Origin of the sequence: Nonomuraea sp. NPDC049504, from assembly GCF_040676845.1 — a bacterium.
Lineage (GTDB): Bacteria > Actinomycetota > Actinomycetes > Streptosporangiales > Streptosporangiaceae > Nonomuraea > Nonomuraea salmonea.
In genome coordinates, this window is sequence record NZ_JBFAPT010000012.1 from 244,673 (window position 1) to 268,220 (window position 23,548).

At 72.2% G+C, this 23,548-nt stretch carries 20 protein-coding genes; 13 read left to right on the top strand and 7 right to left on the bottom strand.

The window, feature by feature from the left end:
- The first annotated feature begins 10 nt into the window (after window positions 1-10).
- From AB0K28_RS24080 to AB0K28_RS24090, 3 genes are all read left to right on the top strand, one after another.
- Window positions 11-901: a sulfotransferase gene (locus tag AB0K28_RS24080; protein ID WP_364373797.1), complete on the top strand. Its 891-nt coding sequence runs from the start codon at window positions 11-13 to the stop codon at window positions 899-901.
- A gap of 65 nt (window positions 902-966) precedes the next feature.
- On the top strand, window positions 967-2,598 hold the full coding sequence (locus AB0K28_RS24085; protein ID WP_364373800.1) for an arylsulfatase: 1,632 nt from the start codon (window positions 967-969) through the stop codon (window positions 2,596-2,598).
- A gap of 73 nt (window positions 2,599-2,671) precedes the next feature.
- Window positions 2,672-3,223, top strand: coding sequence for a peptidoglycan recognition family protein (locus tag AB0K28_RS24090; RefSeq protein ID WP_364373803.1), 552 nt, complete (start codon window positions 2,672-2,674; stop codon window positions 3,221-3,223).
- A gap of 2 nt (window positions 3,224-3,225) precedes the next feature.
- Here the strand turns inward: AB0K28_RS24090 and AB0K28_RS24095 are convergent, their stop codons facing one another.
- The 7 genes from AB0K28_RS24095 to AB0K28_RS24125 all read right to left on the bottom strand — a co-directional run bounded on the left by AB0K28_RS24095 (window position 3,226) and on the right by AB0K28_RS24125 (window position 11,529).
- Window positions 3,226-3,762: an NUDIX hydrolase family protein gene (locus tag AB0K28_RS24095; RefSeq protein ID WP_364373805.1), complete on the bottom strand. Its 537-nt coding sequence runs from the start codon at window positions 3,760-3,762 to the stop codon at window positions 3,226-3,228.
- Between the two features lie 24 nt (window positions 3,763-3,786).
- Complete coding sequence (locus AB0K28_RS24100; protein WP_364373808.1) at window positions 3,787-3,927, bottom strand: hypothetical protein; 141 nt, start codon at window positions 3,925-3,927, stop codon at window positions 3,787-3,789.
- Window positions 3,924-4,904: an NrfD/PsrC family molybdoenzyme membrane anchor subunit gene (nrfD, locus tag AB0K28_RS24105; protein ID WP_364373878.1), complete on the bottom strand. Its 981-nt coding sequence runs from the start codon at window positions 4,902-4,904 to the stop codon at window positions 3,924-3,926. The genes AB0K28_RS24100 and nrfD overlap by 4 nt, the downstream gene beginning before the upstream one ends.
- A 17-nt stretch (window positions 4,905-4,921) precedes the next feature.
- Window positions 4,922-5,815: a 4Fe-4S dicluster domain-containing protein gene (locus tag AB0K28_RS24110; protein WP_364373811.1), complete on the bottom strand. Its 894-nt coding sequence runs from the start codon at window positions 5,813-5,815 to the stop codon at window positions 4,922-4,924.
- 3 nt (window positions 5,816-5,818) lie between these two features.
- Window positions 5,819-9,046, bottom strand: a complete 3,228-nt coding sequence (fdh, locus tag AB0K28_RS24115) for a formate dehydrogenase (protein WP_364373813.1) — start codon at window positions 9,044-9,046, stop codon at window positions 5,819-5,821.
- A 63-nt stretch (window positions 9,047-9,109) separates the two neighbouring features.
- On the bottom strand, window positions 9,110-10,531 hold the full coding sequence (locus AB0K28_RS24120; RefSeq protein ID WP_364373816.1) for a rhamnulokinase family protein: 1,422 nt from the start codon (window positions 10,529-10,531) through the stop codon (window positions 9,110-9,112).
- Window positions 10,528-11,529, bottom strand: coding sequence for a substrate-binding domain-containing protein (locus AB0K28_RS24125; protein WP_364373819.1), 1,002 nt, complete (start codon window positions 11,527-11,529; stop codon window positions 10,528-10,530). Before AB0K28_RS24125 ends, AB0K28_RS24120 begins: the two co-directional genes overlap by 4 nt.
- A gap of 290 nt (window positions 11,530-11,819) precedes the next feature.
- On the opposite strand from AB0K28_RS24125, the gene AB0K28_RS24130 reads away from it, so the two are divergent.
- From AB0K28_RS24130 to AB0K28_RS24175, 10 genes are all read left to right on the top strand, one after another.
- Window positions 11,820-13,751, top strand: coding sequence for a beta-galactosidase (locus AB0K28_RS24130; protein WP_364373822.1), 1,932 nt, complete (start codon window positions 11,820-11,822; stop codon window positions 13,749-13,751).
- Window positions 13,752-13,896: 145 nt separating this feature from the next.
- Complete coding sequence (locus AB0K28_RS24135) at window positions 13,897-14,214, top strand: L-rhamnose mutarotase (RefSeq protein ID WP_345386222.1); 318 nt, start codon at window positions 13,897-13,899, stop codon at window positions 14,212-14,214.
- 10 nt (window positions 14,215-14,224) lie between these two features.
- Window positions 14,225-15,382 (top strand): L-rhamnose isomerase, encoded by a 1,158-nt coding sequence (rhaI, locus tag AB0K28_RS24140; RefSeq protein ID WP_364373826.1) that lies wholly within the window; start codon window positions 14,225-14,227, stop codon window positions 15,380-15,382.
- A gap of 6 nt (window positions 15,383-15,388) precedes the next feature.
- A complete protein-coding gene (locus AB0K28_RS24145) occupies window positions 15,389-17,431 on the top strand; it encodes a bifunctional aldolase/short-chain dehydrogenase (protein WP_364373829.1) in 2,043 nt (680 codons plus the stop codon).
- Between the two features lie 264 nt (window positions 17,432-17,695).
- On the top strand, window positions 17,696-18,718 hold the full coding sequence (gene argC / locus AB0K28_RS24150; RefSeq protein WP_364373832.1) for an N-acetyl-gamma-glutamyl-phosphate reductase: 1,023 nt from the start codon (window positions 17,696-17,698) through the stop codon (window positions 18,716-18,718).
- 67 nt (window positions 18,719-18,785) lie between these two features.
- Window positions 18,786-19,937, top strand: coding sequence for a bifunctional glutamate N-acetyltransferase/amino-acid acetyltransferase ArgJ (argJ, locus tag AB0K28_RS24155; protein WP_345386220.1), 1,152 nt, complete (start codon window positions 18,786-18,788; stop codon window positions 19,935-19,937).
- The gene (argB, locus tag AB0K28_RS24160; RefSeq protein WP_345386217.1) at window positions 19,934-20,809 is read left to right on the top strand and encodes an acetylglutamate kinase; all 876 of its coding nucleotides are present in this window, start codon (window positions 19,934-19,936) and stop codon (window positions 20,807-20,809) included. Before argJ ends, argB begins: the two co-directional genes overlap by 4 nt.
- Complete coding sequence (locus AB0K28_RS24165; RefSeq protein WP_345386214.1) at window positions 20,806-21,972, top strand: acetylornithine transaminase; 1,167 nt, start codon at window positions 20,806-20,808, stop codon at window positions 21,970-21,972. Before argB ends, AB0K28_RS24165 begins: the two co-directional genes overlap by 4 nt.
- Entirely contained in the window at window positions 21,969-22,892 is a 924-nt protein-coding gene (gene argF, locus AB0K28_RS24170; protein ID WP_364373837.1) for an ornithine carbamoyltransferase, read from the top strand. The genes AB0K28_RS24165 and argF overlap by 4 nt, the downstream gene beginning before the upstream one ends.
- Complete coding sequence (locus AB0K28_RS24175) at window positions 22,889-23,392, top strand: arginine repressor (protein WP_364373840.1); 504 nt, start codon at window positions 22,889-22,891, stop codon at window positions 23,390-23,392. The genes argF and AB0K28_RS24175 overlap by 4 nt, the downstream gene beginning before the upstream one ends.
- Window positions 23,393-23,548 lie beyond the last annotated feature (156 nt).

Here is a 23,548-nt window from a genome sequence, read left to right on the forward strand (position 1 = left end):
TTGTGGGGCCATGAACTGGAGGTATCGGGCCAACGCCACGCTCGAAGGGCTGACGGGATACACGCTGACGCGCCGGCCGCGCCGGCAGCCGCAGAAGCCGCCGCCACCGAAGCCGCCGCTGGAGCTGCAGCGCCTGCCGGGCGACCAGGTGCGGGCCCCGGCGGACCCGGCGCACGACCGGTTGCTGCGCGGGCCGGTCTTCCTGCTGTCGTCCGTACGCTCGGGGTCCACGCTGCTGCGCGTCATGCTGAACAGTCACTCACAGGTGCACGCGCCCATCGAGACCCACTTCAGGAGGGTGAGCGTGGGCCTCGGCACCGACCCCGTACGCCAGGCCATGGAGCTGCTCGGCCACACCCACAGCGACATCGAGCACCTCGTCTGGGATCGGCTGCTCCACCGCGAGCTGGCCCGCAGCGGCAAGCCGGTGCTGGCCGAGAAGACGCCGAGCAACGTCTTCGCCTGGCGGCGCATCGCCACCTGCTGGCCGGACGCCCGCTTCGTCTTCCTGCTGCGCCACCCCATGTCGATCGTGCAGTCCTGGCACGAGGCGGACCCCGGAAAGCGGCCCATGGAGGAGGCCGTGCCGCGCACGCTCAGCTACATGACCTACCTCCAGGAGGCCCGCACCCACCTGGAGGGCCTCACCCTGCGCTACGAGGACCTGGTCGCAGGACCCGAGGCCGAGCTGCGCCGCCTGTGCGCGTTCCTCGGCCTGGAGTACGAGCCCGCCATGCTCGACTACGGCCGCCAGGACCACGGCGGCTTCGTCAAGGGCATCGGCGACTGGCGCGACAAGATCCGCGCGGGCACCGTCGTCGAGGGCCGCCCGCTGCCCGAGCCGGAGGAGATCCCCGAGGAGTTGCACGGCATCTGCCGGACATGGGGATACCTTTCGTGATGGTGTGACAGAGTTCGCTGGTCATTCGCCCACCATTCGCCATGACCTCCGATATGTTGCCCTTCGTGATCAACGGGCCTTCGCGCCGTGCCTTATTCGCCGGTACCTTCGCCGGCCTCGCCCTGCCCGCGGCCACCTCCGCGGGCGCACCGGCGAGCGCCGAATCGTCCATCAGCCGCGGCACCCTGCCCGAGCGGCCGAACATCCTGCTCATCCTGGCCGACGACCTGGGATGGGGAGAGATCGGCAGCAACGGGCAGCGCTCCATCCGCACCCCCAACCTCGACCGGCTCGCCGCCGAGGGGGTGAAGTTCGCGACCGCGTACGCGGGGGCGCCGCTGTGCGCGCCGTCCCGCTGCGCCCTGCTCACCGGCCTGCACGCCGGGCACGGCACCGTACGCGAGAACCCGGAGGGCGGGCCGCAGCACGCGCTGACCGACGCCGACCTCACCTTCGCCGAGCTGCTGCGGCTGGCGGGCTACCGGACGGCGTGCATCGGCAAGTGGGGATTCGGCCCCGAGGAGCCCGACCACGTCTCGCACCCGAACGCCCGCGGCTTCGACGAGTTCTACGGCTACATCGGCCACAAGCACGCCCACCAGTACTTCCCCAAGTACCTGTGGCACAACGGCGAGAAGGTGCAGCTCAGCGGCAAGTCGTACGCGCCGCACCTGTTCCGCGAGCGCGCCGTCGAGTTCATCAACGACGACAGCGACAAGCCGTTCCTGCTGTACTTCGCCACCAACCTCCCGCACGCCCCCAGTGCCGTCCCCGGCGACGCCGGCCCCTACGAGAGCCGCCCGTGGAGCGGTCCGAACCGGCGGCACGCCGCCCAGGTGGCCCGCCTCGACACCGACGTGGCCGCGCTCATCAGGGCGCTGCGCGACGCGGGCGTGGCCGAGCGCACGCTGGTGCTGTTCACCAGCGACAACGGCCCGCACCACGAGAAGGGCGTGACGCCCGAGCTGTTCAACTCCAACGGCCCCTTCCGCGGCGACAAGCGCGACGTGTACGAGGGCGGCATCCGCGTCCCCATGATCGCCTGGTCGCCCGGCCTGCGGCACCGCGTGGTCAGGCAGCCGGTCGCGTTCTGGGACGTGCTGCCCACCCTCGCCGACCTGGCCGAGGTGCCGGTGCCCGCCCGCATCGACGGCCTGTCCTTCCGCGGCCTGCTCACCGGCGGCAGCGCGCCCAAGCACGACCACCTGGTGTGGAACCGCCCGCGCAAGGCCCAGGCCATCCGCAGGGGCCGGTGGAAGGCGGTCAGGTTCAACCCGCACATCGCGGGGGCGGGCCCGCACGGCAGGATCGAGCTGTACGACCTCGGCGCCGACCCGTACGAGCGCCGCGACCTGGCCGGGGCCCGCCCCGAGCTGGCCGGGCAACTGCTGGCCAGGCTCGACCGGTCGATCGGCCCCGACCCGCGCCTGCCGTACGGGCTGCGCACGGAGGTGACGGGGGACCAGGTCGTGGTGACCCTGCACAACGGCTCCGCCGAGCCCTGGAGGGACGTGCGGCTCAGCCTCGACGGCGAGCGGGGCGCGCGGGCGCGCAAGGTGGCCTCGGTGGCCCCCGGCATGGCGATCTCGGTGGGCTTCCCCGTGCCGTCCGGCCGGATCGCCGCGCGCGCCGACTTCAGGGCCGCCGGCAGGAAGCAGGTCTTCCGGCACGCCCACAGGGCGCTCACGCCCGGCTGACCTCTCTCACCTGGACGGCAGCTCACTCTAGTGACAAAGAGTGATGACACAACTACAGAAAGTTGACATTCTGGTGACCAGGACATTCCTGCGAAGAGAGGTACGCATGAACCTGGTCACCAGAGCCGAATGGAACGCCAAGAAGCCGAGCAGCCCCTACACCCGCCTGCGCTCCACCAAAGGCGTGAAGATCCACTACACCGGCGGCAAGGTGCCCGCCGACCTCGCCGACGCCGGCAACCACGACCGCTGCGCCGACCTCGTCCGCGACATCCAGCGCATGCACATGGCGGGCGGGCGCGGCGAGCGCTACATCGACCTCGGCTACAACATGGTCTGCTGCCCCCACCGGCAGGTCTTCGTCGGGCGCGGCCCGCACCACCTGCCGGCCGCCAACGGCGCCGGCCTCAACTCGGGCCACTACGCGGTGCTCGCGCTGCTCGGCAGCTCCGGCCTGACCGAGCCCAACGACGACCTGCTGCACGCCCTGGTCGACGCCATCGAATACCTGCGCGAGCACGGCGACGCCGGCCGCGAGGTCAAGGGACACCGCGACGGCTACGACACCTCCTGCCCCGGCGACCCGCTCTACCGCTGGGTCGAAGCCGGGGCGGAGCGTCCCTGACCTCAGACCAGCCGGCCCACGTGGGCCAGCGCCTGCTTGAGCAGCACGCCCTGACCGTTGGCCATCTCCTGCTGCACCACCGGCGAGGCCGCCTCCTCCGGCGTGAACCACACCAGGTCGAGCGCGTCCTGACGGGGCCGGCAGTCACCGGCCACCGGCACGATGTAGGCCAGCGAGACGGCGTGCTGGCGCGGGTCGTGGTACGGGGTGACGCCGGGCGTCGGGAAGTACTCGGCCACCGTGAACGGCTGCGGCGAGGCCGGGATGCGGGGAAGGGCCACGGCGCCGAGGTCCTTCTCCAGGTGACGCATGAGGGCGTCGCGGATCCGCTCGTGGTGCAGCACCCGGCCGGAGACCAGTGCCCGGCTGACCGTGCCGTCCGACGAGATGCGCAGCAGCAGCCCGACGTGGGTCACCACGCCGCTGTCATCGACGCGCACCGGCACGGCGTCGATGTAGAGGATCGGCATCCGGCCCCGCACCGACTCCAGGTCCTCGGGTGCGAGCCAGGCGGGCGTCGTTTCGGTCTTTTCGGTCATCTGCTGATCGTAAGGCCAGCGGGCTCAGCGCCGTACCCTGGCCTTGCCCCATGGGACGCCCCACGGGACGCTCGCCGGCGGTGTACGCCCCGCCAGCCACGACGCCGTGCAGACGACGAACACGATGCCGAAGAACGGCAGATATTCCGCGACTTTCCGCTTCATGTGAGATCACGCTCCGCTCTCGTCTTGGCCAGCCGCCTGCGCTGCGGCTGGACGGTGTAGCGGGGGTCGCGAGCCGACTCCATCCCCGCCTGGAAGATCCCGAACCGGGTGCACGCCGACCCGGCCAGCAGCGCCGCGCCCGCCGCCATCGCGGCGACCCTGCTGCGCCGGCCCACGGTGGCCCCCGCGACCGCCCCGGCCACCGACAGCGCCTCGCCCAGCCGCAGCAGCCTGCTGCGCTTGAGCGGCTCGGCCAGCGGCCCCAGCCTGCGCTCCATGCGCAGCGCGGCCACGCACTCCACCGCCGCGCCCAGCACCGCCGCCCGCCGCGCCGGCCCCGCCTCGTCCAGCGGCGCGGCGAACATGCCGAGCCCGCCCGCCGAGGCCGTCGCCGACCCGGCGAACAGGAACGGCATCTCCCGGTAGCCCTCGTGCCAGGCCGGTACCGCCGTGTCGCAGATCAGCGCCGCCGTGTACGTCGCCACCGCCGGCCCCACCAGCCCCGCCCCCACGGTCGCCGCCCGGCCCACGCCCGGCGCCACCCCCGTGAGGCTCGCCGCCGCCGCGAGCCCGGCCTGCGGCCCGTACGCGCTCAGGAGCCACGTGCCGACGCTCATCGGCGAGGTCACCTTGAACACCCGCAGCATGTTGACGAACCGCTCGGGCCTGCCCAGGTCGTGGATGAGCGCGTACAGCGAGCCGCCCAGCGCGCACACCGCCCCCACCTTGCCCACCCTGGCCAGGCGCGGCCTGCCGGTCAGCTCCGCGGCGGCGGCCAGCGTGGACGACGCCCCCGCCAGGCCGCCGAGGAACAGGTAACCGGCGATGTCGGGCGCCTGCCAGGTCGGCTCGTGCAGCACCGGCCGCCCGTAGTAGGAGTCGAACTCCGCCTTCGGCACCAGCAGCCGCTCACGCCGGCGGCCCGCCGAGCCAGGCGTCGCCTCGCGCTCGCCGCGCAGCTCCGCCGAGCCGTCCATCCGCACGTCGGTCTGGCTCATCCGCGCCGCCCTCTCCAGATCCCCGTCGATGTGCCCGTCGATGTGCCCGTCGATGTCCCCGTCGATGTCCCCGTCCATGTCCCCGTCCACGTCACCGCCGCGATGCCCGCGACCAGGCCGAGCGCCGCCACGGCCGCGTGCCGCCACATCGACGGCAGGTCCCTGGTCGTCACCACCGGGTCCGGCGGCAGGCCGTACACCTCGGGCTCGTCCAGCAGCAGGAAGAACGCGCCCGTGCCGCCCACGCCGTCGTCCGGGTCGTGACCGTACAGGCGGGCCGACGTCGTGCCCGCCTCCCGCAGCTGCGCGAGCCGCCGATCGGCGCGCTCGCGCAGCTCGTCGAGGTCGCCGAACTGGATCGAGTCGGTCGGGCACGTCTTCGCGCAGGCCGGCTCCTCACCGGCGCCCAGCCGGTCGTAGCACATCGTGCACTTGGCGGCCGTGCCGCTCGTCTCGCGCTTGCCGATCACCCCGAACGGGCACGCCGGCACGCAGTAGCCGCAGCCGTTGCAGATGTCCTCCTGCACCACCACCGTGCCGAACTCGGTGCGGAACAACGACCCCGTCGGGCACACGTCGAGGCAGGCTGCGTGCGTGCAGTGCTTGCACACGTCGGAGGACATCAGCCAGCGGAAGTCCATGTCGCCGACGCCGGGCTCCTGGTGGCCGAGCGGCCTGCGCTGCTCCACGAACGCCACGTGCCGCCAGGTGTCGGCGCTCAGTCCCACCGTGTTGTCGTAGGACATGCCGGTGAACTCCATGCCGTCGTCCGGCACGGCGTTCCACTCCTTGCAGGCCACCTCGCACGCCTTGCAGCCGATGCAGATGCTGGTGTCGGTGAAGAAGCCGACCCTGCGCCCGTCGAGCTGCTCCCTCAGGTCGAAGGCCACGGCTCACACCTCCGTTCCTGTGCGCTCGTCGATGCCGGCCCGCCGCTGGTACGCCTTCACCAGCTCGGGCAGCGCCGGACCCCGGGGACGGCGGCCCGGCCTGATGTCCGCCGACAGCGCCTTGACCTCCTGGATGTGCGAGTTGGGGTCGAGCGAGATCGACGACAACTCGTTGGCCGCGTCGCCCGTGACCACCCCGTTGGGCCCGAAGTGGAACGGCAGCCCGATCTGGTGCAGTACCCGCCCGTTCAGGTGCAGCGACGGGATGCGGTCGGTGACCAGCACCCGCGCCTCGATGGCGTTGCGCGCCGTGATGATCGTCGCCCAGTCGCCGTGCACCAGCCCCCGCTCGGCCGCCAGCGCCGGCGACACCTCGCAGAACATCGCCGGCTGCAGCTCCGACAGGTACGGCGTGAACCGGCTCATCCCGCCCGCCGTGAAGTGCTCGGTCAGCCGGTACGTCGTCACCACGTACGGGTAGACCGAAGCCCCCGGCTCGTCCCCGCTCGGCTGGTAGCGGTTGTGCTCGTGCGGATAGACCTTGCGCACCGGGCTGCGCTGCCGGCCGTACAGCGGGTTGACCACCGGCGAGTCCTGCGGCTCGTAGTGGGTGGGCAGCGGCCCGTCCACCACCCCGGTCGGCGCGAACAGCCAGCCCTTGCCGTCGGCCTGCATGATGAACGGGTCGATGCCCGACAGCGCCTCCACGCCCTGCGCGCCCGGCGGCGGCCGGTAGCCGGGGCTCTTGCCGGCCTCGAAGTCCGGCACGTCGTGGCCGGTCCAGCGCTGCGCCTCGTCGTCCCACCACACCAGCCGCTTGCGCTCGCTCCACGGGCTGCCGTCGGGCCTGGCCGAGGCCCGGTTGTAGAGGATGCGGCGGTTGGCCGGCCAGGCCCACGCCCACTCGGCGGAGATCCAGTCCTGCTCCGACGCCGGCTTGCGCCGGGCCGCCTGGTTGACGCCGTCGGCGTAGACGCCGCAGTAGATCCAGCAGCCGCACGCGGTGGAGCCGTCGTCCTTGAGCGCGTGATAGCCGGGCAGCGGGTCGCCCTGGGCGTCCCAGCCGTTGATCTCGGCCAGCACCGCCTCGGCCGACGGCTCGGCCGTCTCGCCCTCCACCGGGTAGTCCCAGGTGAGGTCGAGCACGGGCTGGTCCATCGGGTCCTGCGAGCCGGCCAGCTTGCGGCGGATGATGCGGCCGAGGTGGTACATGAACCACAGGTCGCTGCGGGCGTCGCCGTGCGGCTCGACCGCCTGGTGGTGCCACTGCAGCAGCCGGTTGGTGTTGGTGAAGCTGCCGTTCTTCTCCGTGTGGCTGGCCGCCGGCAGGAAGAACACCTCCGTACGGATGTCCTCCGTCCTCAGCTCGCCCGTCTCGATCTCCGGGCCGTCCTTCCACCAGGTGGCGCTCTCGATCAGGCTGAAGTCGCGCACCACCAGCCAGTCGAGGTTGGCCATGCCGAGCCGCTGCATCTTGGAGTTGGCCGACCCCACCGCCGGGTTCTCGCCCAGCAGGATGTAGCCCTTGCAGGTGCCCTCGAGCTGCGCCAGCACCGTGTCGTACGTGCTGTGCGAGCCGGTCAGCCTGGGCAGCCAGCCGAAGCGGTAGTCGTTGTCCGGCTGCGCCGACTCGCCCCACCACGCCTTGAGCAGGCTGACGAGGTAGGAGGGCATGTTGGCCCAGAAACCCTTGTGCGGCGCGTCGGCCAGCAGGAAGTCGTGCAGCCGCTCGTTCTCGTGGGCGTGCGGCATCGGGATGTAGCCGGGCAGCAGGTTGAACAGCGTCGGCACGTCGCTGGAGCCCTGGATGCTGGCGTGCCCGCGCAGCGCCTGGATGCCGCCGCCCGGCCGGCCGATGTTGCCGAGCAGCAGCTGCAGGATGCTCGCCGCCCTGATGAACTGCGAGCCGTCGCTGTGCTGCGTCCAGCCCACCGCGTAGACGAACTCCGCCGTCTTGTCGGGCCCCGAGTTCTCCGTCAGGTGCCGGCAGACCTCCTCGAACAGGTGGCGCGGCACCCCGCACACCCGCTCCACCATCTCCGGCGTGTAGCGGGCGAAGTGGCGGCGCAGCACCTGCAGCACGCAGCGCGGGTGCCGCAGCGTCTCGTCGCGCTGTGGCGAGCCGTCCAGCGGCATCCCGGTGGAGCCCTGCACCTCGGGCCGGCCCGGCGGGGTGCGGCCCTCGCGCCGCTCGAAGTCGGTGTCCCGATCGCCCGACGCGGCCACCGTGGACATGCCCTCGTACTGCCAGGAGTCGGTGTCGTAGGTGCGGCTCTCCTCGCCGAAGCCGGAGAACAGGCCGTCGAGGTCCTCGGCGTCGCGGAAGTCCTCGCGCAGGATGGTCGCGGCGTTGGTGTAGTTGACCACGTACTCGTGGAAGTACAGCTCGTTCTCCAGGACGTGGTTGATGATCGCGCCGAGGAAGGCCACGTCGGAGCCGGCCCTGATGGGCACGTGCACGTCGGCGACGGCGCTCGTCCTGGTGAAGCGGGGATCGACGTGGATGACGACCGCGCCGCGCGCCTTGGCCTCCATCACCCACTGGAAGCCCACGGGATGGCACTCGGCGAAGTTCGAGCCCTGGATGACCACGCAGTCGGAGTGCTGCAGGTCCTGCATGAACGTGGTGGCGCCGCCGCGTCCGAACGACGTGCCGAGCCCCACCACGGTCGAGCTGTGGCAGACGCGGGCCTGGTTCTCGATCTGCACCACGCCGAGCGCCGTCAGCAGCTTCTTGATGAGGTAGTTCTCCTCGTTGTCCAGCGTCGCGCCGCCCAGGCTGGCGATGCCCATGGTCCGCGCGGTGCGCCGTCCGCCGTGCTCCCACTCCCAGGTCTCGCGGCGGGTCGCGATGATCCGGTCGGCGATCATCTCCATCGCCGTGCCCAGGTCGATCTCCTGCCAGCCGGCCCCGCCCGGCGGCCGGTAGAGCGCCTTGTGCATGCGGCCTTCGCCGGTGGTGAGCTGGAGGCTGGCCGCGCCCTTCGGGCACAGCCGGCCCAGGCTGATGGGGGAGTCGGGGTCACCCTCGATCTGGATGACCTTCTCGTCCCGTACGTACACGTTCTGGCCGCAGCCCACCGCGCAGTACGGGCAGACCGACTTCACCACCCGGTCGGCCGTCGTCGTACGGGCCCTCAGCGCCTCCGTCTTGGCCGACTTGGCCGCCGGACCCCGTGCCGTGCGGTCCGCCCCCGTGAGCTGCCGCAGCAGCGGCCACGTGAGATCCATGGCATCCCCCCGATGTCCCCGGCCCGAGTCCTGCCCTGGACAGGCCGGGGGAAAACCGGCAGGTCAGAACAGCCGGGCGGCCGCCTCGTCCCAGGCGCGCAGGTCGCCGGACGGCTCGTAGCGGCGCAACGGCTGCGTCCCGGCGACCAGCGCGCGCATCTCGCCGAGGTCGGAGACGAGCCCGGCCGCGCGCGCCTGCACCAGCACGTTGCCGAACGTGGTCGCCTCGGCGGGCCCCGCCACCACGGGCAGCCCGCAGGCGTCGGCGGTGAACCGGCACAGCAGCTCGTTCCGCGACCCGCCGCCCACGAGGTGCACCACCTCGACGTCGCGGCCGGACAACTCCATGGCCTGCCGCACCGCCGTCCTGTGCCCGATCGCCAGGCTCTCCAGCACGCACCGCACGTAGCCGGCGGGGGAGGAGGGCGGCCGCTGGCCGGTGCGGCGGCACTCGGCGGCGATCCTGGCCGGCATGTCGCCCGGCGGCAGGAAGACCGGCTCGTCGGGATTGACCACGGCCGCGAACGCCGGCTCCTGAGCCGCCGCGGCCAGCAGCTCGCCCAGATCGGCGCCGGGCCAGGCGCGCAGGCACTCCTGCAGCAGCCACAGGCCCATGACGTTGCGCAGGTAGCGGACGGTGCCGTCGATGCCGGCCTCGTTGGTGAAGTTCGCCGCCCGGCTCTCGAGGGTGAGCACCGGGCCGGGCAGCTCGACGCCGGCCAGCGACCAGGTGCCGCAGGAGACGTACGCGAAGGCCGGGCCCGCGGCGGGCACCGCGGCGACGGCGGATGCGGTGTCGTGCGAGCCGACCGCCCTGACCGGCGCCGACCAGCCGATCTCGGCGGCCACGTCACGCCGCAGCCCGCCCACCGCGTCGCCGGGGTCGCGCAGCGGCGGCAGGATGCCCGGGGGCAGGCCGAGCTGCTTGACCAGCGGTAACGCCCACGACCTCGTGCGGACGTCGAGCAGCCCCGTCGTGGAGGCGTTGGTCACCTCGGCGCCGGTCTCGCCGGTCAGCCAGTAGCCGATCAGGTCGGGGATCAGCAGCATCGTGGCCGCGTCGTCGAGCCGGTCGGCCAGCAACTGGTAGAGGGTGTTGAACGGCAGCACCTGCAGGCCGTTCACGTCGTAAAGGGCCTCGGCGCCGACCGCCCGCGCCACCTGCTCGGGCACGCCGCGCGTGCGGTCGTCGCGGTAGTGCACCGGGTTGCCCAGCATGTTTCCCGACGCGTCGAGCAGCGCGTAGTCGACGGCCCACGAGTCGACCCCGATGGAGGAGACGGGCCCCGCCGCGCGCAGCCCGGCCAGGATCTCCCGGTAGAGGCCGAGCACGTCCCAGTAGAGGCGGTCCGCCACGCGTACGGGGCCGTTGGGGAAGCGATGGGCCTCCGTGAGCGCCAGCCCGTCCGACAGATCGGCGAGCATCACCCGCCCGCTGGAGGCCCCCAGGTCGACGGCGGCGAAACGGCGGCTCGTCCTGCTCATTGCGTGGACTCCCTGGCGATGAGCTCAGGCTGGAACATGATGTGCTGGTGCGCGTGCGTGTCAGGGTTGTCGCACTCGTCCAGCAGCAGCTCGGTGGCGATGCGCCCGAGCTGGTACGTCGGCTGCCGCATCGAGGTGAGCGACACCGTCGAGGCGGCGGCGAAGTCGATGTCGTCGTAGCCCATGAGGACGACGTCCTCGGGCACCCGCACCCCCGAGCGCAGCAGCGCGCGCAGCACGCCGAGCGCGAGCAGGTCGTTGGCGCAGAAGATGGCCTCCGGCAGCCCGGCGGCGACCAGCTCGCCGGCCGCCTTCTCGCCCGCCTTGGCGGTCATCGTGGCCGCCTCGACCACCCGCAGCGCGGCGGGGTCGAGCCCGGCGCCGGTCATGGCCGTCTTGGCGCCCTCGCGGCGCTCCACGCACTGCCGGATGGTCAGCGGCCCGGTCACGTACGCGAGGCTGCGCGCGCCCTTGCCGAGCAGGTGGGCCACGGCCGCGCGGCCGCCCGCGACGTCGTCCACGGCCACCGCGCACTGGTCGGGCCGGTGGGCGGGATGGTCGACCAGCACCACGCTGATGCCGTGCTCGCGCAGCCGGTCGAGCCTGGCGGGGTCCTCGCCCGAGGGGGTGATGAGCACGCCGCGCACCCGGTGCTCGGCCAGCACGCGCAGGTTGCGGTCCTCCTTGTCGGTGGAGCCCGCCGAGTTGCCGAGGATCACCGCGTAGCCGAGCTCGCTGGCGACGTCCTCGACGCCGGCGGCGACCTCGGTGAAGAACGGGTTGCCGATGTCGATCACGCTCAGGCCGATCGTCCTGCTGTGCCCCGCGCGCAGCGTGGAGGCCGAGCCGTGCCGGACGAACCCCAGCTCGCTGATGGCGGCCTCCACCCGCTCCCGGGTGGCGGGCGCGACTTTGCCCGGCCGGTTCAGTACGTTGGAGACCGTGCCCGGGGAGACGCCGGCGAGCGCGGCGACGTCCTTGATGCTGACCATGGCCATGAAGAGCAATTAAAACGTACAAACAGGCGCTTGGCCAGTCGCGCCGCCGCTAGGAGCCCGGATCTCCGCCGCGAATCGCCGGCGATTGAGCGGTGAGACGAAAAACGTTCAATCGAAATCACCCCGCGAGGCCACGCCTCGCGCCCGCGCGCGTGGACACCACTGCCCGGCGAGCCCAGCCACCCCGCTTGAGCAGCGACGACCATCGCAAGGCGCTTGACGGGGCTTGTGCCTCACGCTGTGGAAACGTTTTAATCCCCAGGTACACCACCCATCGAAAGGCAGGCTTCATGCCGGATGTCATCGCGTACGGCGGCGACTGGAACCCCGAGCAGTGGCCCGAGGAGATCTGGGAACAGGACGTCGCGCTGATGCGCGAGGCCGGCGTCAACAGGGTCAGCCTCGGCATCTTCTCCTGGTCGCTGCTCGAACCCGTCGAAGGCGTCTTCGACTTCGACCGGCTCGACCGGGCGATGGACCTGCTGGCCGCGAACGGCATCCGGGCCAACCTGGCCACCCCCACCGCCTCGCCGCCGCCCTGGTTCGGCGACGCCTACCCCGAGGCGCTGCCGGTGGACGCCGACGGCCGGCGGCTGCACCACGGCAGCAGGCAGGGCTTCTGCCCCAGCTCGCCGATCTACCGGGAGAAGGCGCTGCGCATCGCCGAGCAGGTGGCCGTGCGCTACCGCGAGCACCCCGCGCTGGCCCTGTGGCACGTGCACAACGAGTACGGCTGCCACAACGCCCGCTGCTACTGCGACACCTCCGCCGCCGCCTTCCGCGCCTGGCTGCGCTCCCGCTACGCCACGCTCGACGAGCTGAACGACGCCTGGGGCACCGCGTTCTGGTCGCAGCACTACAGCGGCTGGGCGCAGATCCTGCCGCCGCGCGCCACCCCCAGCTTCCCCAACCCCGGCCAGCTCCTCGACTTCCGCAGGTTCAGCTCCGACGCCCTGGTCGAGCTCTACCTGGCCGAGCGCGACCTGCTCAGGCAGCTCACCCCCGGCGTGCCCGCCACCACCAACCTCATGGCCGGCGCCCACTGGGACATGGACTGCTGGGCCTTCGCCGCCGAGCTGGACGTCGTCTCCACCGACCACTACCTCATCGGCGCCCGCGCCGAGCCGCACATCGACCTGGCCTTCGCCGCCGACTACGCCCGCTCGCTCAACGGCGGCCGGCCCTGGCTGCTCATGGAGCACTCCACCAGCGCCGTCAACTGGCAGCAGCCGCGCAACCTCGCCAAGAAGCCCGGCGAGCTGCGCCGCAACTCCCTCGCCCACCTCGCGCGGGGCGCCGACGGCATCATGTTCTTCCAGTGGCGCCAGTCCAGGGCCGGGGCCGAGAAGTGGCACTCGGCGATGCTGCCGCACGCCGGTCCCGACACCAAGGTCTTCCGCGAGGTGAAGGCGCTCGGCGCCGAACTGGCCGGGCTCGCCGGGGTGGCGGGCAGCCGGGTCGAGGCCGAGGTGGCGCTGCTCGTCGACCACTCCAGCGTCTGGGCCCAGGATCACCCCGCCCAGCCCAGCTCGGAGCTCGACCCGGTGGAGGAGGCCAAGCGCTGGCACGCGGCGCTCTGGCGGGCCGGCGTCACCTGCGACATCGCGCACCCCGAGGGCGATCTCAGCGCCTACCGGCTGGTGCTGGTGCCGCAGCTCTACCTGGTGAGCGACGCGGGGGCGGCCAATCTGGAGGCGTTCGCCCGGCGGGGCGGGGTCGTGCTGGTGGGGCCGTACAGCGGGGTCGTGGACGAGCACGATCGGGTGCGGCTCGGCGGCTACCCCGGCGCGTGGCGGGAGCTGCTGGGCGTGAGCGTCGAGGAGTTCTTCCCGCTGGCCGCGCCGATCCGGCTGGCCTCGGGCGCGACGGGCCGGGCCTGGAGCGAGGCGGCGCGGGTCACGACGGCGAAGGTGCTGGACACGTACGCGAGCGGGGAGCCCGCCTGGACCCGCAACGAGTTCGGCGACGGCGCCGCCCACTACCTGACGACCCTGCTCGACGACGCCGCGCTGGCCGAGGTCGTCGTCACCGTGTGCGGCGAGTCGGGGGTCGTGCCCGCCGCCGCGGCGGAGCCGGGCGTCGAGGTGGTCCGCCGCGCGCACGAGGACGGCCGCTCGTTCCTGTTCGCGATCAACCACACCGCCGCCGACGCCACGGTGACCACCCGCGACGGCCGCACCGTGACGGTCGCGGCCGGCGACGTCGCCGTGCTGCGGGGTTGACGCTGGGTTGACGCGGGGTTGAAACGTGTCAGAGCCCTGGTCAGGCCCCGCCTTCCGAGGCCGGGGCCGGGCCGCGCATTGACAGCGGGCAACGGGAATCATAGTTTCCTGCACAGAGGATTAAAACGTTTTGAAAGGAGTGTCAGTGCAACGCGTCTGCTTCCTGCTGAAAGTCCGCCCGGAGCGGCTGGCGGAATACCGCGAGCGGCACCGCGACGTCTGGCCGGAGATGCGCGCCGCGCTGTCACGCACCGGCTGGCACAACTACTCGCTCTTCCTCAGGGACGACGGCCTGCTCGTCGGCTACCTGGAGACCGACGACTTCGAGGCCGCCAAGAAGGCGATGGCCGAGACCGAGGTCAACGCCCGCTGGCAGGCGGAGATGGCGCCGTTCTTCGAGGACCTCGACGGCCGGCCCGACGAGGGCATGACACCGCTGACCGAAGTGTTCCACCTGGACTGATCGGGGAGTAATGACTGACATCAAGGCCGTGCTGCGGGCGCAGCACATCGAGACGCCGTCCTGGGCCTACGGCAACAGCGGCACCCGGTTCAAGGTCTTCGCGCAGCAGGGCGTGCCGCGCGACCCGTACGAGAAGCTCGCCGACGCCGCCCAGGTGCACGCCCACACCGGCATCGCCCCCACGGTCGCCCTGCACATCCCGTGGGACAAGGTGGACGACTACGCCGACCTGGCCAGACACGCCCGCGAGCTGGGCGTCGGCATCGGCGCCATCAACTCCAACGTCTTCCAGGACGACGACTACATGCTGGGCAGCGTCACCCACCCCGACGCCCGCGTCCGCCGCAAGGCCACCGACCACCTGCTCGAATGCGTCGACATCATGGACGCCACCGGCTCCGGCACGCTCAAGCTGTGGTTCTCCGACGGCATCAACTACCCGGGCCAGGACGACATCAGGGCCCGCCAGGACCGCCTGACCGACTCGCTCGCCGAGGTCTACGACCGGCTCGGCGACGGCCAGCGCTTCCTGCTGGAGTACAAGCTGTTCGAGCCCGCCTTCTACGCCACCGACGTGCCCGACTGGGGCACCGCCTACGCCCACTGCGTCAAGCTCGGCCCGAAGGCCCAGGTCGTCGTGGACACCGGCCACCACGCGCCGGGCACCAACATCGAGTTCATCGTGGCGTTCCTGCTGCGCGAGGGCAGGCTCGGCGGCTTCGACTTCAACTCCCGCTTCTACGCCGACGACGACCTGATGGTCGGCGCCGCCGACCCGTTCCAGCTCTTCCGCATCATGTACGAGGTCGTGCGCGGCGGCGGGCTCGACCCCGAGGCGGGCGTGGCGTTCATGCTCGACCAGTGCCACAACATCGAGCCCAAGATCCCGGGCCAGATCCGCTCGGTCATGAACGTGCAGGAGGCCACCGCCAAGGCGCTGCTGGTCGACCGCGACGCGCTGGCCGCCGCCCAGACCGCGGGCGACGTGCTCGGCGCCAACGCCGTCTTCATGGACGCCTTCAACACCGACGTACGGCCGCTGCTCGCCGAGCTGCGCGAGGAGATGGGGCTCGCGCCCGACCCGATGGCCGCCTACGCCGAGTCCGGATACTTCGAGAAGATCGCCGCCGGGCGCGTCGGCGGCGAGCAGGCCGGCTGGGGGGCCTGAACCGTCATGTCCAACGTCATCAACGAGCTGCTCGACCGCTCGCACCGCCTGGGCGCCGACCCGCGCAACACCAACTACGCCGGCGGCAACACCTCCGCCAAGGGCGCCGCGCCCGACCCGGTCACCGGGGCCGACGTCGAGCTGCTGTGGGTCAAGGGCTCCGGCGGCGACCTCGGCACGCTCAAGGAGCCCGGCCTCGCCGTGCTCCGCCTCGACCGGCTGCGCGCGCTCAAGGACGTCTACCCGGGCGTCGAGCGCGAGGACGAGATGGTCGCCGCGTTCGACTACTGCCTGCACGGCAGGGGCGGCGCCGCCCCGTCGATCGACACCGCCATGCACGGCCTGGTCGAGGCCGCCCACGTCGACCACCTGCACCCCGACGCGGGCATCGCGCTGGCCACCGCCGCCGACGGCGAGGAGCTGACCAGGCGGGTCTTCGGCGACCGCGTGGTGTGGGTGCCGTGGCGCCGGCCCGGCTTCCAGCTCGGCCTCGACATCGCCGCCATCAAGGACGCCAACCCGCAGGCCATCGGCTGCGTCCTCGGCGGGCACGGCATCACCGCGTGGGGCTCGACCTCGCAGGAGTGCGAGGAGCGCTCGCTGGAGATCATCCGCACGGCGGAGGCGTACCTGGCCGAGCACGGCCGCCCCGACCCCTTCGGCGCGGTCGTGTACGACACGCTGCCCGCGGCCGAGCGGCACGCGCGGGCCGCCGCGCTGTTCCCGATCGTGCGCGGCCTGGCCTCCACCGACGTGCGCGTGGTCGGTCACTACACCGACACGCCCGAGGTGCTCGACTTCGTGGCGCGGGCCGAGCACCCGAGGCTGGCGGCGCTGGGCACGTCCTGCCCCGACCACTTCCTGCGCACGAAGGTCGCGCCGCTGGTGCTCGACCTGCCGCCGGACGCGCCGCTGGAGCAGGCCGCCGAGCGGCTGCGCGAGCTGCACGCCGCCTACCGCGCCGACTACACCGCCTACTACGAGCGGCACGCCGAGCCGAACTCGCCGCCGATGCGCGGCGCCGACCCGGCGATCGTGCTGGTGCCCGGCGTCGGCATGTTCTCCTTCGGCAAGGACAAGCAGACCGCCAGGGTGGCCGGCGAGTTCTACGTCAACGCCATCAACGTCATGCGCGGCGCCGAGTCCGTCTCCGCCTACGCCCCCATCCCAGAGTCGGAGAAGTTCCGCATCGAGTACTGGGAGCTGGAGGAGGCCAAGCTCCGCCGCATGCCCAAGCCGAAGCCGCTGGCCACCAGGGTCGCGCTGGTCACCGGCGGCGGCTCGGGCATCGGCGCGGCCACCGCGCGCCGGCTGGCCGCCGAGGGCACCTGCGTGATCGTGGCCGACCGCGACCTCGCCGCCGCCGAGAAGGTGGCCGCCGAGATCGGCGGGCACGCCCACCGGGCCTCCGACGTCGCCGTGGCGGTCGGCGTGGACGTCACCTCGGAGGAGCAGATCGCCGCCGCCGTACGCGCGGGCGTGCTCGCCTTCGGCGGCGTGGACCTGGTCGTCAACAACGCCGGCCTGTCGCTGTCGCGCTCGCTGCTGGAGACCACGGTCTCCGACTGGGACCTGCAGCACGACGTCATGGCGCGCGGCTCGTTCCTGGTCTCCAGGGAGACCGCCAAGGTCATGATCGACCAGGCCATGGGCGGCGACGTCGTCTACATCTCCTCCAAGAACTCCGTCTTCGCCGGCCCGAACAACGTCGCGTACGGCGCCGCCAAGGCCGACCAGGCCCACCAGGTCCGGCTGCTCGCGGCCGAGCTGGGCGCCCGCGGCATCCGGGTCAACGGCGTCAACCCCGACGGCGTCGTGCGCGGCTCCGGCATCTTCGCCTCGGGGTGGGGCGCGAACCGGGCGGCCGTGTACGGCGTGGAGGAGGAGAAGCTGGGAGAGTTCTACGCCCAGCGCACGCTGCTCAAGCGCGAGGTGCTGCCCGAGCACGTGGCGGCGGCCGTCTTCGCGCTCACGGGCGGCGAGCTGACCCACACCACCGGCCTGCACATCCCGGTGGACGCCGGCGTCGCCGCCGCGTTCCTGCGCTGATCATGCGCTGATTCTGGCGGGGTGAGCGAAGCCCCGAGCCATACGGCTCGGGGCTTTTTACGTGTGGCCGACCGGAAAACGGACAAGTACTGGTGCATGGCTTGCATCGGGCCCGCATGTTTTCGGCCCCCAACGGCGGGTGACAAGTCTCACGATACGGTCAATAGTCCCAGCCTGGCTTGCATGCTCATCCTCTAGAGTGCATCATCTTCACAAGCAAGGTCATAAGCTATGATGCATATTCATGCAGCAGGAGGAAGTTGAATGAGGGCAGCGATCGCGGGAGCCAGTGGCTACGCGGGAGGGGAGCTGCTCCGCCTCCTCCTCGCTCATCCCGAGTTCGAGATCGGCGCGCTCACCGCCGCCTCCAGCGCCGGTAGCCCGCTCGGCGCCCACCAGCCCCACCTCGCCCCGCTCGCCGACCGCGTGATCGAGGAGACCACCGCCGAGGCGCTCGCCGGCCACGACGTGGTCTTCCTGGCCCTGCCGCACGGCCACTCCGCCGCCGTCGCCGCCCAGCTCAGCGACGAGACGCTGGTGGTCGACTGCGGCGCCGACCACCGTCTCGCCGACCCCGCCGCCTGGCAGGAGTTCTACGGCGGCGAGCACGCCGGCACCTGGCCCTACGGCCTGCCCGAGCTGCCCGGCCAGCGCGAGGTGCTCATGGGCGCCACCCGCATCGCGGTCCCCGGCTGCTACCCGACCTCCGTCCTGCTCGCCCTCGCCCCCGCCTACGCCGCCGGCCTGGCCGGCCCCGACGTCGTCGTGGTCGCCGCCAGCGGCACCAGCGGAGCCGGCAAGTCGCTCAAGCCCCACCTGCTCGGCAGCGAGGTCATGGGCTCGGTCAGCGCCTACGGCGTGGGCGGCGTCCACCGCCACACCCCCGAGATGGAGCAGGGCCTGTCGGCCGTCGCCGGGCAGCAGGTCCGCGTCTCGTTCACGCCGACGCTGGCCCCCATGAGCCGCGGCATCCTCGCCACCTGCACCGCGCCGGCCGCCCCTGGGCTCACCAAGGAGGCGCTGCGCACCGCGTACGAGGTGGCGCTCAAGGACGAGCCCTTCGTCCGCCTGCTGCCCGAGGGCACCTGGCCGGCCACCTCCATGACCTACGGCGCCAACACCGCCGCACTGCAGGTGACGCTCGACGAGCGCGCGGGCCGCGTGGTCGCCGTCATCGCCATCGACAACCTCACCAAGGGCACGGCCGGAGGCGCGATCCAGAGCGTCAACCTCGCCCTCGGCCTGCCGGAAGAGCTCGGCCTCCCCACGACAGGAGTTGCTCCGTGAGAGAGCGCAGCGAAGCAAGCAGCAAGCACGGGTGCCCGGCATCCCTGCCGAAGGCGGGGGAGGAGGCATGAGCGTGACCGCCCCTCTGGGATTCAGAGCCGCCGGCGTCGCCGCGGGCATCAAGTCCGGCGGCTCCCGTGACCTGGCACTCGTCGTCAACGACGGGCCGAGCCGCGCCGCCGCGGGCGTCTTCACCGCCAACCGCGTGCAGGCCGCCCCCGTGCTGTGGTCGCGCCAGGTCCTGTCCGGCGGCCGGCTGCGCGCCGTCGTGCTCAACTCCGGCGGCGCCAACGCCTGCACCGGGCCCGAGGGCTTCCAGGACACCCACGCCACCGCCGAGAAGGTGGCCGAGGTGCTCGACGACTCCGCCGGCGAGGTCGCCGTCTGCTCCACCGGCCTCATCGGCGAGCGGCTGCCCATGGACGCGCTGCTGTCCGGCGTCGAGACCGCGGCGGGCCAGCTCTCCCGCGACGGCGGCCTGGCCGCCGCCGACGCCATCCGCACCACCGACACCGTCTCCAAGATCTCCTTCAAGCGCGGCAGCGGATACATGGTCGGCGGCATGGCCAAGGGCGCCGGCATGCTCGCCCCCGCCCTGGCCACCATGCTCTGCGTGATCACCACCGACGCCGAGGTCAGCGCCGAAGAGCTCGACACCGTGCTGCGCGCGGCCACGTCCAGGACCTTCGACCGCCTCGACACCGACGGCTGCATGTCCACCAACGACACCGTGCTGCTGCTCGCCAGCGGCGCCGCCGAGGTGCGTCCCGACCTCGCCGAGTTCGAGGAGCGGGTCACCGAGGTCTGCGCCGACCTCGCCAGGCAGCTGCTCGTGGACGCCGAGGGCGCGTCCAAGGCGATCGCCATCGAGGTGGTCGGCGCCGCCGACGAGGACGACGCCGTCAAGGTCGGCCGCGCGGTAGCGCGTTCCAACCTGCTCAAGTGCGCCATCCACGGCGAGGACCCCAACTGGGGCCGCGTGCTCGCCGCCGTCGGCACCACCGACGCCGAGTTCGAGCCCGACCGGCTCAACGTCGCCATCAACGGCATCTGGATCTGCCGCGGCGGCGCCGTCGGCGACGACCGCTCCAAGGTGGACATGCGTCCTCGCGACGTCACCATCACCATCGACCTGTCCGCCGGGCCGCACACCGCGACCGTGCACACCACCGACCTGACCGCCGACTACGTCCACGAGAACTCGGCGTACTCCTCATGAGACTCACCACCGCGCAGAGCAAGGCCCAGGCGCTCATCGAGGCACTGCCCTGGCTCACCCGCTTCCACGGCGCCACCATCGTCGTCAAGTACGGCGGCAACGCCATGACCGACGAGTCGCTCAAGCACCGCTTCGCCGAGGACGTCGTCTTCCTGCACCACGCCGGCCTGCGCCCGGTCGTCGTGCACGGCGGCGGCCCGCAGATCAGCAGCGCCCTCGACAAGCTCGGCATCGAGTCCACCTTCACCGCCGGGCTGCGGGTCACCACCCCCGAGGCCATGCAGGTCGTCAGGATGGTGCTCACCGGCCAGGTCAACCGCGAGATCGTCGGCATGATCAACCACCACGGCCCGTTCGCCGTCGGCATGTCAGGCGAGGACGCCCACCTGTTCACGGCCGTGCGCAAGCACGCCCTCGTCGACGGCGAACCCGTCGACATCGGCCAGGTCGGCGAGATCATCAAGGTCGAGCCCGGCGCCGTGCGCGCGCTGCTCGACGACGGCCGCATCCCCGTCGTCTCCAGCGTCGCCAGAGGCGACGACGGCGAGATCTACAACGTCAACGCCGACACCGCCGCCGCCGCGCTCGCCGTGGCGCTCGAAGCGCACAAGCTGATCGTGCTGACCGACGTCGAGGGCCTGTACGCCAACTGGCCCGACGACACCGACGTCATCGACCAGCTCACCGCCGACCAGCTCGCGGCCCTGATGCCCACCCTGTCCAGCGGTATGGTCCCGAAGATGGAGGCGTGCCTGACGGCCGTGCAGGGCGGGGTGCCGCAGGCCCACGTCCTCGACGGCCGGGTGCCCCACTCGCTGCTGCTGGAGCTTTTCACCAATGAAGGAATCGGAACGATGGTGATCCCGTCATGAACCTGCACGAGCGCTTCGGCAACGCCTTCATGCCCAACTACGGCGTCCCGCCGATCGCGCTGGCCCGCGGCGAGGGCACCCGCGTCTGGGACGTCGACGGCAGGCCCTATCTCGACTTCATCGCCGGCATCGCCACCAGCTCGCTCGGCCACGCCCACCCGGCGCTGGTCGAGGCGGTCTCCCGGCAGGTCGCCACCATCGCCCACACCAGCAACCTCTTCCTGCACGAGCCCGAGGTGCGCCTGGCCGAGAAGCTGCTCGACCTGCTCAACGCGCCCGCCCGCGTCTTCTTCGCCAACTCCGGCACCGAGGCCAACGAGGCCGCCTACAAGCTGGCGCTCAAGTACGGCCGCCGCGAGGGCCGCTCCTACTTCGTGGCCGCCGAGAACGGCTTCCACGGCCGCACCATCGGCGCCCTGTCGCTGACCGGCAAGCCCTCCATCCGCGACCAGTTCGGACCGTTCCCGGTGGACGTGCGCTTCGTCCCGTACGGCGACGCCGCCGCGCTCAAGGAGGCCGTCACCGGCGACTGCATCGCGGTCTTCCTCGAACCCACCCAGGGCGAGGCCGGCGTCGTGCCGCCGCCAGGCGGCTACTTCGAGGCCGCCCGCGAGATCTGCGACTCCACCGGCGCGCTGCTCGTCGCCGACGAGATCCAGTCGGCCATCGGCCGCACCGGCCACTGGTTCGCCCACCAGGCCGAAGGCGTCACCCCCGACATCGTCACCCTCGCCAAGGGGCTCGGCGGCGGGCTGCCCATCGGCGCCTGCATCGGCTTCGGCGAGGTCGGCAAGCTCTTCGAGAAGGGCGACCACGGCTCCACGTTCGGCGGCAACCCGGTCTCGTGCGCCGCCGCGCTGGCCGTGCTCGACACCCTCGACCTCGACCACGTCAAGTCCGTCGCCGCCCGGCTGCGCACCGGCCTCGAGTCCGCGAGCCACCCGCTGCTCAAGGGCGTCCGCGGCCGCGGCCTGTGGCTGGCCGCCGTGCTCGCCGAGCCGCGCTCGGCGCAGGTGCAGCAGGCCGCCGCCGAGGCCGGCTTCCTGGTCAACGCGCTCCAGCCGGACGCCGTACGCATCGCGCCGCCCCTCGTGGTGAGCGCGGACGAGGTCGACGCGTTCGTCACCGCGTTCCCGTCGATCCTCGCGGAGGCCGCGAAGTGAGCACCAGGCACTTCCTGCGCGACGACGACCTGAGCCCCGCCGAGCAGGCCGAGGTCCTCGACCTGGCCGCCGCGATGAAGAAGGACCGCTTCGGCTACCGCCCCTTCGAGGGGCCGCAGACCGTCGCCGTGCTGTTCGACAAGCCGTCGGCCAGGACCCGCGTCTCCTTCCACACCGGCATCGGCGAGCTGGGCGGCCTGCCGCTGGTCGTCGACAACGTCTCGGTCCTCATGGGCCGCGGCGAGCCGGCCGCCGACCTCGCCCGCGTGCTCGACCGCCAGGTGGCCGCCATCGTCTGGCGCACCACCGGCCAGGAGCTCATCGAGGAGATGGCCGCCCACTCCAGGGTGCCCGTCGTCAACGCGCTCACCGACGACTTCCACCCCTGCCAGATCCTCGCCGACCTGCAGACCGTGCGCGAGCGGCTCGGCCGCACCGCCGGCCTCACCTTCACCTACCTCGGCGACGGCGCCAACAACATGGCGCACTCCTACCTGCTCGGCGGCGCCACGGCCGGCCTGCACGTCCGCATCGCCGCGCCCGCCGGCTACCAGCCCGACGCCGTCATCCTCGACCATGCGGCGGCCATCGCCGCCAAGACCGGCGGCTCGGTCATCGCGCTGTCCGACCCCGAGGCCGCGGTCCAGGGCGCCCACGTCGTCGCCACCGACACCTGGGTCTCGATGGGCCAGGACGGCAAGGAGCAGCGCGTGGCCGCGCTCAAGGCGTACCAGGTGAACGACGAGCTGCTCGAACACGCCGCGTCCGACGCGATCGTGCTGCACTGCCTGCCCGCCTACCGCGGGCTGGAGATCACCGACGAGGTGCTCGAAGGGCCCCGCAGCGTCGTGTGGGACCAGGCCGAGAACCGCCTGCACGCCCAGAAGGCGCTGCTGCACTGGCTGGTGTCCCGGCGATGATCCCGATGACCAAGGCGGCCCGGCAGGCGAAGATCACCGAGCTGCTGCAGCGCAAGGCCGTACGCTCCCAGCCCGAGCTGGCCAAGCTGCTGTCCGAGAGCGGGGTCGAGGTCACCCAGGCCACGCTCTCCCGCGACCTCGACGAGCTCGGCGCGCTCAAGCTGCGCGCCGACGACGGCTCGCTCGTCTACGCGCTGCCCGGCGAGGGCGGCGGCCGCATCCCGCTCGCCCGCCTCGGCACCGGCGAGACGCCCGCCGCCCGGCTGCACCGCATCGCCGAAGAGCTGCTGGTCGGCGCCGAGGCGTCGGCCAACCTGGTCATCGTGCGCACGCCGCCGGGCGCCGCGCAGTTCCTCGCCTCCGCCATCGACCACGCCGACTGGGAGTCCATCCTCGGCACGGTGGCGGGCGACGACACCATCCTGGTCATCAGCCGCGACCCCAGCGGCGGGAAGGCCGTCGCCGACGCACTGCTCAAGGTCGCCGACCGGCGCGCCTAACCCCCGGACGCCCGCCCGCGGCTAGGATCGCGGCGGCCCACGACGCCAAGCTGGACCGACTTGCACTAAGGTCGCGCAGGAGCTCGGGGGGAGCGCGCGAGGGCACGCCCGGCCACCGATGCCGGGACCACCGGCGCGGGCGCGTCCAGCGAAAAC